The organism is Streptomyces sp. NPDC041135 (assembly GCF_055592085.1).
In genome coordinates this window covers 49,221-60,723 of sequence record NZ_JBVIYZ010000021.1, presented here as the reverse complement: position 1 = coordinate 60,723, position 11,503 = coordinate 49,221, and the positions used below count along the sequence as shown (strand labels likewise).

13 protein-coding genes are annotated in these 11,503 nt (G+C 68.8%); 6 read left to right on the top strand and 7 right to left on the bottom strand.

From position 1 onward, the window contains the following. Positions 1 to 10 precede the first annotated feature (10 nt). Entirely contained in the window at positions 11 to 157 is a 147-nt protein-coding gene (locus ACZ6CZ_RS30935; RefSeq protein ID WP_469027707.1) for a hypothetical protein, read from the top strand. A 58-nt stretch (positions 158 to 215) separates the two neighbouring features. Here ACZ6CZ_RS30935 and ACZ6CZ_RS30930 read toward each other — a convergent pair whose 3' ends face one another. The 4 genes from ACZ6CZ_RS30930 to ACZ6CZ_RS30915 form a co-directional block, all read right to left on the bottom strand. Continuing rightward, a complete protein-coding gene (locus ACZ6CZ_RS30930; RefSeq protein ID WP_469027704.1) occupies positions 216 to 557 on the bottom strand; it encodes a hypothetical protein in 342 nt (113 codons plus the stop codon). Positions 558 to 1,112: 555 nt separating this feature from the next. Then, a protein-coding gene (locus ACZ6CZ_RS30925) for an IS5 family transposase (protein ID WP_469027780.1) occupies positions 1,113 to 1,972 on the bottom strand; the annotation gives its coding sequence in 2 pieces (ribosomal slippage) (positions 1,113 to 1,606 and positions 1,606 to 1,972; 861 coding nt in all). 334 nt (positions 1,973 to 2,306) lie between these two features. After that, entirely contained in the window at positions 2,307 to 3,413 is a 1,107-nt protein-coding gene (locus ACZ6CZ_RS30920) for a tyrosine-type recombinase/integrase (RefSeq protein WP_469027701.1), read from the bottom strand. Further along, positions 3,410 to 4,267, bottom strand: coding sequence for a helix-turn-helix domain-containing protein (locus ACZ6CZ_RS30915; protein WP_469027699.1), 858 nt, complete (start codon positions 4,265 to 4,267; stop codon positions 3,410 to 3,412). Before ACZ6CZ_RS30915 ends, ACZ6CZ_RS30920 begins: the two co-directional genes overlap by 4 nt. Before the next feature lie 113 nt (positions 4,268 to 4,380). Between ACZ6CZ_RS30915 and ACZ6CZ_RS30910 the strand changes: the two genes are divergently transcribed. Further along, complete coding sequence (locus ACZ6CZ_RS30910) at positions 4,381 to 4,761, top strand: hypothetical protein (protein ID WP_469027697.1); 381 nt, start codon at positions 4,381 to 4,383, stop codon at positions 4,759 to 4,761. Positions 4,762 to 4,894: 133 nt separating this feature from the next. On the opposite strand, the gene ACZ6CZ_RS30905 is transcribed toward ACZ6CZ_RS30910, so the two are convergent. Further along, positions 4,895 to 5,815 (bottom strand): hypothetical protein, encoded by a 921-nt coding sequence (locus ACZ6CZ_RS30905; protein WP_469027694.1) that lies wholly within the window; start codon positions 5,813 to 5,815, stop codon positions 4,895 to 4,897. A 340-nt stretch (positions 5,816 to 6,155) separates the two neighbouring features. Between ACZ6CZ_RS30905 and ACZ6CZ_RS30900 the strand changes: the two genes are divergently transcribed. Both ACZ6CZ_RS30900 and ACZ6CZ_RS30895 read left to right on the top strand, forming a co-directional pair. Further along, on the top strand, positions 6,156 to 7,091 hold the full coding sequence (locus ACZ6CZ_RS30900) for a sigma factor-like helix-turn-helix DNA-binding protein (RefSeq protein ID WP_469027691.1): 936 nt from the start codon (positions 6,156 to 6,158) through the stop codon (positions 7,089 to 7,091). Beyond that, on the top strand, positions 7,088 to 7,267 hold the full coding sequence (locus ACZ6CZ_RS30895; protein ID WP_469027689.1) for a hypothetical protein: 180 nt from the start codon (positions 7,088 to 7,090) through the stop codon (positions 7,265 to 7,267). Before ACZ6CZ_RS30900 ends, ACZ6CZ_RS30895 begins: the two co-directional genes overlap by 4 nt. Positions 7,268 to 7,406: 139 nt before the next feature. Here ACZ6CZ_RS30895 and ACZ6CZ_RS30890 read toward each other — a convergent pair whose 3' ends face one another. Next, complete coding sequence (locus tag ACZ6CZ_RS30890) at positions 7,407 to 7,991, bottom strand: hypothetical protein (protein WP_469027687.1); 585 nt, start codon at positions 7,989 to 7,991, stop codon at positions 7,407 to 7,409. Next, on the bottom strand, positions 7,984 to 8,544 hold the full coding sequence (locus ACZ6CZ_RS30885; protein WP_469027684.1) for a hypothetical protein: 561 nt from the start codon (positions 8,542 to 8,544) through the stop codon (positions 7,984 to 7,986). Before ACZ6CZ_RS30885 ends, ACZ6CZ_RS30890 begins: the two co-directional genes overlap by 8 nt. Before the next feature lie 1,144 nt (positions 8,545 to 9,688). On the opposite strand from ACZ6CZ_RS30885, the gene ACZ6CZ_RS30880 reads away from it, so the two are divergent. After that, positions 9,689 to 11,074, top strand: a complete 1,386-nt coding sequence (locus ACZ6CZ_RS30880) for a hypothetical protein (protein WP_469027681.1) — start codon at positions 9,689 to 9,691, stop codon at positions 11,072 to 11,074. 145 nt (positions 11,075 to 11,219) lie between these two features. Continuing rightward, on the top strand, positions 11,220 to 11,396 hold the full coding sequence (locus ACZ6CZ_RS30875; RefSeq protein WP_469027679.1) for a hypothetical protein: 177 nt from the start codon (positions 11,220 to 11,222) through the stop codon (positions 11,394 to 11,396). Positions 11,397 to 11,503: the final 107 nt, after the last annotated feature.

Genomic DNA, 11,503 nt, shown 5'->3' with positions numbered 1-11,503 from the left:
GAGCGTCTTCGTGATCGGCCTGTTCTCCGCGGCTCTGCCCGAGTTCCTTGGCAGCCTCTGCACCACCCTCGTTGCCACCATCGGCGCCTGGGCACTGCGCAAAGCCCGCAGCCGCGCTGCGACCAGGGACAACCAGACGACTCCTGACGACGAATAGCAGGTAAGGCTGTGGGCCCACCCCGTCACCGGCGTGGGCCCACAGTTCACGAGCTCGTCTACTTGGAGCCGTACTCGGCTCGGAGCTGGTCGCGGAAAGCCCGAGCGTCCGCTGCGGAGAAGGCGGTCACCTGGTCCTCCTCCGTGGCTCCGGCAACTGCGATCTCCACCTCGCCGTTCCCTGTCGGCGACACCTGAAGCGGCGGCTGCGCCATCCACATCACGTCGATCCCCCGGCGAACCACCACCGCAACCAGACCGGGCAGCAGTACCTCTGCACCGCCGGCGCCGCCCGGCCCCATGAGCAGATCCGCGAGCGCTTCGTTCGCGTCGTCACCGCGCACGCTCTCCATGGTGAAACCGATCTGACCGTTGCCGACATCGGTGACCAGGACCGCCATGTGCGTACAGTCCTCGTTGCGTTGCCATGGCGGGATCTTCCAAGTAAAGGCCATGGGCGCATCCTGCCCAGGCCACGAAGCCGTTGATGCCGAGACTGAGACAACCGGCCGAAACCGGACACCGGGCGCCCGTACGATGACCGCCGTGACCACCCGCCGCACGCTCGGCGCCGGCCCCGAGGCTTCTGCCCAGGGCATCCGCGCCACCCAGGCTGATCTACTCGCCACCCTGCCCGGTATCCGCCTCCCGGATCTCAACGAGCTTCGGGCCCGCGGAGTCGTCGGAAGCCACCTCCCAGCCCAGCCGAAAAACCGGCGAGGCCTCGGGGCCGGTCCTGCGGAGTCCCCTCCCGGCACCTCCGGCTGAGCCCTGTCACCGGTGAACATGATGCCGGAGGGGTCATGTGGGCCTTTCAGTTCGCCGGTGGGGCTGGCGTCGCTCCGGTGCCGTCGTTAACGGCACCGGGCCGATAACGCTCCTCCTCAGACCCAGGGAAGGATGATCATCAATGTGATCACGATCCCCGCGATCAGCCCGAGTACTAGGGTCCGTCTTCAAATTGATCTTGCCCAGAGCAGGAGTGATGCGAGTGTGACCGCTGCTCCGTAGGAAGTGGCGGTCTTCTCGTAGCGGGTGGCGATGCTGCGGAAGCCTTTGAGTTGGTTGAAGCAGCGTTCGACGGTGTTGCGGCGGCGGTAGATCTCGCTGTCGAAGGCTGTCGGTCGGCCACCTCGGCGGCCTCGGTTGCGGCGGTGGCGTTTCTGGTCGCCCTTCTCCGGGATCGTGTGTCCGATGCCGCGTTTGCGCAGGTAGACGCGGAATCCTCGTGAGCTGTAGGCCTTGTCGGCGATGACGTGGTCCGGTCGGCAGCGGGGCCGGCCAAGGCCGGTGCGGGGCACCCGGATGCGTTCGAGCAGAGGTCGAGCGCAGATGCCGTCGTGTCGTTGGCCGGGAGTCAGGAGTACGGCCAGGGGCCGGCCGCGGCCGTCGCAGGCGAGATGGATTTTGGTGGTCAGGCCTCCGCGGGATCGGCCGAGGGCGTGATCGTCCGGTTCGTCCGTCCGGTGCTTCCCCCTTTTCGGCCGGTGGCGGCGGCGTGCTGGTGGGCGCGGACGATGGTGGAGTCGATCTGGACCAGCCAGTCGATGTCACCAGCAGCGTCGGCCTGGGCCTGGATCTGCTGCAGTGCCCGGGTGAACACTCCGTCGATGGCGTAGCGGCGGAAGCGGGTGTAGACCGACTTCCACGGGCCGTAACGTTCCGGCAGGTCACGCCAGGAAACCCCGGTCCGGATCTTGTAGACCATCCCGTTGATGACCCGGCGATCCTCCGCCCGAGGCCGGCCCCTGACAGCACTCGGTATCAGCGGGGCCAACAACTCCCACTCTGCATCCGACAGTTCATGACGACGAATCACGACACCATGATCCACCATCGAACGATCATTTGAAGACGGACCCTAGCAACACAACCATGTGGAGCCGATCGGACATGCTCGGCTGCTCGAGGACGACGCCATCGCCGAGCGGGGCGTCGGCCAGCTCGAAGCGCTGGGACTGGCCGTTGACGCAGTGGGTGATGACAGTTCCGGTGGGCCAGGTCGTCTCGTACTGGTACGGGCGCCGTCCGGCCCGACGCTGCGAAGCGGGCGGCCAGGGCGTCGGCGTCGTACAGCGGCTCCAGGCCGTGGAAGACGCGCTGCCGGTCGACACGGGCGCGGGTCGTGCGAAGAGGGCCCATTTCCGGTGTCAGGCGGGTTCATCCTCCAGGGCGCCGGCCAGGTCGGCCGCGAGGCTGTAGCCGGGGCTGTCGTCCAGCAGTTCCTTGCGCCGGTTGTAGCGCTGGGTGGTGCGGGAGTCCTTGTGGTCGGCCCAGCGCTGCACCTTGTCCGGCCGGGCGTCCGGCTTCGCCAGGGCGTGGGTGACGGCGTCGCCCTTGATGCCGTGCGGGCCGCGCAGGGGGAGTCCGGCGCGTTTGGCCAGGGACTGGAGAAGCCGCCACACCGCGGGTTCGTCCAGCTGGCCGCCGGTGGCGGTGCAGAACAGCCAGCCGGTGGTGCGGCCGCCGAGGTAGTCCTGGAGTGCGTCCCAGGCCACCGGCGGGATGGGCTTCTTCTTCCGGCCGCCGCCCTTCATCTTCTCCAGCAGCAGCACGCGGTGTCCCTTGTCGTAGCCGAGGTCCTCGACCCGGGCGTTGAGCAGGGAGTCGATGCGCAGGCAGCAGGTGTAGAGCATGAGGAGCAGGGCGTACGTGCGCTTGCGGTACGCCGCGACGCGGTGGTGGTCGCGGGCGGTGACCAGGAGTCTGGCCCACTCCTGTTCGGTGTAGCCGGGGGTGGGCGAGTAGTCCGGGTCGATGTACGGCCGCTGCACCGCGTCGAAGGGGTTCTTCACCCCGTCGTCGCTGACCTTGTCCAGGTAGGTGAAGAACGAGGAGGCCGCCGACAGGGCGTTCGCCCGCGACGCCTCCGAGTACGGCTTTCCGGCCCGCACCATCTCGCCGCGTCGGCCGCCCTTGACTCGCACCCAGGTCGGCGTCGTCTCCAGGTAGAGCCGGAAGGTGTCGGCGAGCGGGAACTTCACCGCCATGGGGTGCACGCCGTGCTCCCGGGCGAACTCCTCAAAGACGTGGAAGCCGCGGGCGTACGACTTCTGCGTGTTGACCGAGCGCTGGTGGGCGATCCAGGCCGCGGCCAGGGTGGGCAGCGGGTCGTCCTCGCCGTACAGGCCGGCGAGGAGGTCGTACAGCTTCCGGGCCTGCTCAGGCCACAGGTCGCGAGGGTCGCGGCGTGTCGTGGCCGGTGTCGCCCGCGCGGCGGCCGAGGGGACGAGCACGGGAGTGGTCGGGGCGGTCATGCCCTCCCCCCGGTGCGCGTCCCCGGGGCCCCGGATCCGGCGTCCTCTTCTTCTGAGGGCCTCACCATCCTGCCGCCGGTCATGGCCGCCTTTTCGAGAGTCATGTCGAGCTGCATCACCTGGACCGCGAGCTGCGGATCGAGTTCCACCTGCCCGTGCACGGTGAGGTTGCGCAGGTTCCGGAGCGCTCGTCTGAACTCGGTGACGGCCTGCTCCGCCTGCAGCACCGAGCCGCCCGACCTGACCTTGAACAGCGGCGGCGCCGGATCAGGGGCGGAGGGAGGTGACCCGAAGACAAGGTTGACCTCGGCCGCCCAGGAGGATCGGTCCTCCTGCGGGATGTAGGAGAGCAGGACGCCCACGATGTCCTCCGCTCCGGCCAGGGATTTCGCTGTGACCGCACGATGGACGGTGGAACGCGGGTGTCCGGACTGCTCCGCCAGCTGACGCACGGAGGGCCTGTCGGCGGCCTCGTACAGGCGTACAAGAAGAGCGGCGCGGTCGAAGTCCCGGTGGTGGTCCCTGAGCGTGTGCGGCGAGGGGCCCGCACCCGGGACGACGGCACCCAAGGAGGCCGCTCGTTCTGTCCTTGCCCGCTCCCACTGTTGCTTCAGCTCCGCGCGGCCTGCCGCATCCAGGTCTGCGGCATCGGCGAAGGCGCTGGCGACCTCCCAGGTCGGCACGGACACGCCGGAGGAGGCCCGCGACAGCGACGACGGGCTTACAGAGGTCCGTGCGGCCAACTCCTGGAGGCTTAGGCCCGACGCGGCGCGCAGCTCCCGCAGTTGCGCGGCTAGCGCCTGCAGGCCCGACGGACGGTCCGGCGCGATGGGCTTCTCGGGGCGTCCCGGCATGTGCAGTGACCTCCTCGTTTGTCGGGTTCTTTGCGTCGTCCCTATTATTGCGGGACATGTGCGTTACGGGGGCGGCAGACGGCCCTCACGGGCGCATCCTCCAAGGGGGACGGATGACGGTGCTCCAGATCGAGTACTTGGCCTTGACGGTGGTCGCGGTGGCCTTCGCGGCGTTCGCGGGCTTCCAGCTCGCCCCGGCCGACGCGGGCGGACTCGTGCCGCCGAAGCGGGCGTGGAGCTGGGCCGGGGGAGCGGCGGCGGCCACAGTAGCCGACCTGGGCATGCTGCAGGACCTTCTGGGGCTGCACGGGGGCCCGCCGGCCGCCGCCCGGGCCGGCGCGGTCGGTATCGGCGTGCTGTGCGCCGGGTTCGTCGCACTGGTCGCGTACACCCTGAACCGCGGTGTCGAGCGCGGTCCGCGCTGGCGCACCACGGCCATCGCCTTCAGCGCGGCCCTGGGCGTGCTCACCGTGGTGATGCACATGGTGACCTGACGGCCGGGTTGATGCGCGTCTACCCGGTGCCGGGTGAAGCGGATCGGCTTCCGTGCGCGCTCCGCCCGCAGGTGGCGCGGATCGCGGCGCCGGGCGGCGGGCACCGTCCAGGGCGAGCGGGCCCGCGTCGTGGTCACGGGCGCTCCCTGGGAGTGTCGGCCGGCGGCGCGTCGGCAGCAGTCGGGATGGGACCCGGGCAGTTGAAGCAGAAGGGCACCCGCTCGCCCGTGGCGAGGTCAGTGTCGTGCACGACGGTGTGTTGAGCGCAGCGGGGGCAGATGTCGATGAGGCTCCCCTCGTCCTCGGGAGTGCCGAGGTACACGTAGACCATCATTTCCGGCGTGGTGACGGTCGCACCGCAGAACAGGCAACGGTTCGTTGCTCCCTCGGCGATGAGTGCCAGCTGCTCGCAGTGGGGGCAGTGGACCGTCCGGTCCTCGCGGCCTTGCAGTTCTTCGCGCAGCCGGCGCATGCGCTGGGTGATGAAGGTCTGCACGCCGGTCAGGCCGTCACGGACGTGGACCATGTCCGCTCCGATGGCGTTGACCTCGTCCAGCTCCAGGCCCGGCAGTAGCAGGTCGTCCAGGAAGCGGACCAGGAAGTCGAGCACGCGCCCGGCCCGCGCTTCGACGGCGCGGGCGTTGTGGCTGAGACCGTAGTGCTGCAGGGCGTTGCGGTCCCGGGCGAGGGCCTTGAGCGCCTGCTGCTCCTTGTCCGTGATGGTGATGCCGACGATGTTGCGCAGTCTCGTCACTGCCTCGTCGACGGCGCAGCTTTTAAAGTCGGCGGAGCGGAAGTCCCGTTCACTGGCCGCGCCCGGATCCTCGAAGACCAGGCTCCAGTGCTCGCGCACGAGCCGGGCCTTGAGGAGGACTTCGGCCGCCGCTTGAAGATGCAGCACGGCGTACTTGATGTCGCGGGGGTCGATCGGGTCGGCGGTGAGGTGATCGACGACGCTGACGAGGTAGTCGACCCCGTTGCGGACCGGTGGGAAGTCGAGCTGGTTCGGGTCCGCCGCCGGCACCCCGGCAGACGCCACCTGCTCTTCCGGCATGTCGGGTGATTCACCTGATTGCGGGACGTTCCGATCCGGCGTCAGCATAGGCACAGGATAACCGTGATTATCCTGTGCCTACTTGCCGGGTCCACGGCTTGCGCGAGTTGCAAGCCGGGCAGCGTCAGCGATCACGTGCTCCGCCTCCCCCAGGGACGGACAGAACGGGCCCCGTGGACCGGAGACGGGGCCAGTGCGGCAGGACGGTCGTGCGGTTTCGCGTCGCGTCCACCCCCTGCATCTTCGACCGCGAAAAGTTGCCGCAAATCACGCGCGATGTTTTTTCCATCTCCTCGCTACGCCGTGCCGAAGGCAGCGCGATATGACTGGGGATGGGCTTATGACAGCACCGCGAATGATCGAACAGCTCAAGAGGGAAGAGTCGTCACGAATCGGCATGATTCCGGACGAGGACCCGAGGGTGCGGGCAGAGCGGCAGCGAGCCGAGGATGCCGCGCTCGTCGAGCGGCTGCGCCGGACCGAGTTCTGCGGACCGGAGATGGTGCTGACCCGGGAGCGGCTGTGGACGTACGCCACGGTGTCTCTGAACGCCTGGTGCTCCAACCGGAAGATCGTGGAGCGCGTGCGCGCCTCGGCACCCGCCCATGCGGAGTTCGACATCGACACCCGGCACGGCGACGTCCTGCGCACCGACCCGCAGGAGCGCATCGACCTCGTCCTCACCGCGGTCAGCGGCGCCTGGCCGGCCTTCGTCCAGCACGCGTTGCACGACGGCGGATGGAATCCGCAGTGGGCGCCGGTGACTCCGGAGCACACCGGCGGGCGGCGCCCGTCGGCCGCCGGGCTGCGGACCTACTTCACCCGTGGGGTCCTGCAGTCCTTCCCGCGCCACTACCGGAAGTGGTGCCTGGAGCGCGACCGGAGACTTGCGGAACTGGGCGTGATGGACGACTGGTCCGTGGACCTGTCGCCCTGGTGGACCGGCAGCTCGCCCTTCGAGGACGAGTCCGTCCTGGTGAACGACTGGCTGAACCGGTACTTGGCTTCCCTGCCGGAGTACACACGCCACATGCTGCGCATGGTCTACGACGGGTACGACTACGCGGAGATCGGCGAAACGCTCGGCATTACCGCCAAGATGGTCGCCGACCGGATCTACCGGGCACGGCGCCGCCTGCGAGAGGAACGGCAGCTCTTCCGCAAGCAGTACTGGGAGATCACGGGCCACTTCCCTCCGCCGGGTGCGGACGACCGCATGACCGCGGCTCTCCGGCGGCGCGCGCAGCAGACGCGGCAGGCGGGGGTGCGGCGATGACCAAGGCCACCGTCGTGGCAGCGCTCTACGACTTCGTCCTCCACGACGTCGCCGGCAATGTCGTGGCCGGGCTGGTGCTACTGGCCACCACCGCCGGATGGCAGCGCGCCCGTACCCGACGGCAGACGCGCCGGATGCCCCCAGGTGTCATCGAACGTGACGAGCCTCCCAGCTGACTCTCGCCGAACTTGCCGTTGAGCGCGTCGCCCTCATGCGCGGCAACCGTGGAGAGCTGAGAGCTGGTTGTCCCTGTTGGACCCAACGGGGGCAACCAGGAGACCGACGCCTTGTTCCTGCCACGCGGAACGGCCTCTCCTATGAGGGGCTCTCGCTGTCGGCTTCTTGCGGCGCCGGGTTAGTACTGCGTGGCGCCCTCCGGGTGACCCGCTTCAGGTGGTGGGCCAGCGTTCCGATCCTGGCTCCCGACTCCGTGTGCGAGGCGAGCAGCTCGGAGACCTCGTGCAGGGCCTGGAGAGCTCTCGAAGGCCTGCCTTCCCGAATCGACAGAGCACATACCGCAGTCAGGACCTGGGCGCTCCCCTCCCAGTCGCCGGCGTCATCGAAGATCTTCCTGGCCTCGCCCAGGAGCTCGAGTGCTGCATCGACATTTCCGTGTCGCCGAGCGAGGCTATGGGCAGCCCTGACGAAGGGCAGGGCCGCCGCGGTGCCCTCCCTGCTCTTCTGCAGCTCCTCCCACGCCCCGTCGAGCTCGTCGGTGACGCGCACCAATGCGAGCCGGCTGGTCTCGGGGGAGGCCGAGTCGAGGGCCTGGCGTAGTTCGACGACTCTCAGGACGAGACGCGCCCTGTCGAGGGACGTCCTCTCACGGAGGCGCCGAGCGCCCGGTGATCCGAGCGATCCCTGGTTCATCAGTTCCTCGAAGGACTCGTCGTCAGCCACGCTGCTCACCCTCCTTCGTCGTCTGACGCTTGGCCTTGGTACGCCACCGGTAGATCAAGGCCTCGACCGCGCGCTCGCTTTTCGCGTCGAGAACTTCCTGGATCTCGGCTTGGCTGTAGCCGTCGAGCGTCAGGGCCACCGCCGCCTTCGTCCGCACATCGTCGATGCCGTTGAGGTCGTCCAGGACGCGCAGATTGCCGAGCACCTCATCGGCCACGCTGAGGGTGCTGACCGGCGGCTGGTAGTGCTCTTGCTGCCGGCGGAGCGAGCGTCGATGCCTCTCCTCGGCGGCCCGGTACTTGCGGAACTCGTTGGGGAAGTCGTAGGCGCAGGCCCCCATGAAGTAGGTGGTGATGCTGGCGCCTCCCTCGTAAGACCAGCCGCCGTCGACGAACGCCCGCTGGCGGAACCGGGGCAGGGCAAGGGCAACCGTCATGCTCGCCAGCTCCTCCCTCAGCTCGCTGTTGGCCGCCAGTTCCTCCAGGTCCAGCTCGTGTGGCTTGAGGCCGTAGCCACGCTCGGCGACGAGCTTGAAGATGTAGCCCGAGTGCATCCATGCCCGCAGTACCGAGATCCCGTACCTGACGAGTCCTGAACGAACCGGTCGTACCGGGGGCCCGTGAAGCCGTCCTCCGACAGCATCTGCAGCAGCCGCTTGTCCGCCATCCTCCGATCGATGCTTTCCTGGATGCGCTGCGCCTCTCGCTTCTGCTGCGGAGTCATCCCGTCGAAGCTGGCCGGCACCGGCGCGCCCAGGTCGCGTCGCATGGACTCGTCTGAGGGTTGTAGGTCCCGGGCACGCGCGGCCGCGGCCTCCCCGCCCGCGCTGCCGCCCTGCATTTCCTCCCCTTTCGGTCGTCTCCCCGACCCCGCTCCCGCAAGGGGCCGGCTCCCTCACCGGCCGCGTCAGCCCACTCGCAAGCTCCCGTGCTGCCACGCCCGGTGACGAAGACGACCCCTTGTAAGTGGGCTGGTCCCTGGCACCCCACGGACTTTTTCAAGATTTTTTTGGAGCAGTTCTCGCCGAAGAAAACTCCGTGGGGTGGTGGGCCGGATCCAACTTAAGAGCGGCGTCTCCGCCCGGACAATCAGAAGGACAGATACGTGAGTTCGTTTACGCCGCCGCGCGATCCCGAGCACCTCCCGGCCGTTCATACGGCCGCCCGAGCGGTGAGCCGACCTCGCTCACGTGTACCCGCCCGCCTCGCGGGCCTCGTCGGTGGCGGCGCCGCGGTCGGCCTCTCGGCCTTCGCCCATGCCTCCTGGTGGGTCTACCTCATCGGCATCCTGGTCGCACTCGTACCGGCGGCCCTACCGCAGGAGTCCGAACACCGGCGCGACTTCTACCGCGACTACTTCCGTCACCGCGAGCGGATGGTGCGGATCCGACAGGAATTGCCGCGACGCCGCTTCACTTGCCGGCATGCCAACACCGCGGAACCGCCAAGCGAGCTGCGGAGCGCAAGAGTGCCCGGCGGGTAGCGACAGCAGCTCGCCACAACCTGGATCGCGTCGGATAACGAGGGCTTATCCGATGTGATCACTCAACGGGGCCCCGTAACCCGTGACTTGCGCGCGTCCGCTGCGGAAGGTTGGCCGAAAACGGCTGCGCGACAAGGATTGTCACGCATGTATAAGGGGATAAAAGCAGTGCTGCACAAGGAGTGCAGCACTCGGAGTGAAACGAGGAATCAGCGTTGAGTCACATTCTTCCGCTCGCCAACGGCCTGCGCACCGACCACCCGGTGCCGGGCCTGCCCTTCGTCGACGACTCCCACCTCCCCCTCGACGAGGGCCCGGAGGCCATCGAGGCCGTCGGCCGCCACGAGGCCAGCGGCATGTGGGGCCGCTACGACAAGAACCGCGCCGACGGCGGCTGGCACGCCTTCACCACCGACCCCAAACAGCACACGCTGGGCTGGGCCGTGCGCTACCACCCCGAGCACGGCCGGACCGTGTTGCTCATGCGCGACAACGACACCTCCGTCTGCCACACCCAGTGGGCGGCGGACGAGCTGCTGTTCCGCGCCGGCGGCTACTGGTGGAACGGCACCACCTGGTACCGGCCCGGCCAGGTCTGGGACCCCATCGAGCAGGACTACGAGCGGCGCAAGGCTCGCCTGGCCGTCACCGTCAGCGCCGCCGACATGCTCGACGGCCGCGCCGACCCGAGCCGCGCCTACCTCGGCAAGGTCACCACCTTCGACCCCGACAGCCCGAAGCCGGACAACTGGCTCGACCACCTGGCCTTGTGGGCCAAGCACCACCAGGAGCAGGACAACGCACTCCCGCTCGAGCGGTGCGTGGTCGACCTCTCGAGCCCCGAGCTGACCGCAGCACAACTGATCGGGGCCCCCGAGATGGCCGAGCTCGGCGGCATCACCGCCTCCACGCTGCGCGCCTACATCTCGCGCGGGAACAGCGAGGTACCCCTGCCGCAGGCCACCGTCGGCGGCCGCGACCAGTGGGCCCGCGCGGTGGCCCAGGACTGGGTGGAGGCCCGCCAGCGCTCCTACGAGGGGGCGGGGGCTGCCATGTCCTCCGGCGACCGCGACAACCTCTCGCCCGGTGCCGCCGCAGTGCGCGACCGGTTCGCCGCCGACTTCCAGCACACGCTGTTCGACCGGCCCGACGTCCGCAAGCGGTGGGTGCTGCGCCAGCGCAACAAGGAATCCGTCGCCGAGATCGCCAACGAACTCGCCTGGTCCGTCGCCGTCAGCCTCGACCGGATCATCCCCACCCAGCACCTGAGCCGGGTGGTCCAGGCCGCGGTGATGCACGACTTCGCCGACTCCGTCGAGCTGTTCACGGACGAGGCCAAGAAGCGCGGGAAGAGGTCCTGGTGGTACTTCAACCTGACGCCGTCGGTGGCCAAGATGCTCGACTGGTACGTCCGTCACTTCCCCGGCTCCGCGTACTCCGCCATCGGGGAGATCCAGCGCCAGGCCCACGAGACGTGGGACGCGCCGGCCGCAGACACCCTGCGCGCGCTGCGCTCTGCGTTGTCGCTCGACGGCAAACTGACCGAGCAGCAGCGCCAGACGTACTTCGCGCTGCTCGAGCCGCATGAGAACACCGATTGACACCGCTCGTACCGTCGGCCAGGGGGCCGGAGCCAATCCCAGGGGCTCCGGCCCCCTGCCGCGTGCTGTAGCCGTAGCCGTTCAGCCATTGTCACAGGACGCGTCACAGCCGTTACAGGCAAGGGCCGCCCGTACGATGATCACCGTGACCGCCCGCCGCACCCTTGGCACCGGCCCCGATGCTCCCGCCCAAGGCATCCGCGCCGCACAGGCCGACCTGCTCGACGCCCTGCCCGGCGTCTGTCTGCCGGACCTCGACGAGTTGCGCGCCCGTGGAGTCCTCGGAGCCACTCCTGCCGTGCCACCGAGCCCTCGACGGTAGCTCGGGAGGGGTAGTGCAGACTCGATGCTGACGTCTTCCGGCTGATCGTGGGAACCTCCAGACGGACGTCACTGCACCTGCCTGGTCCGCTGACGGGCGTGCGGCAG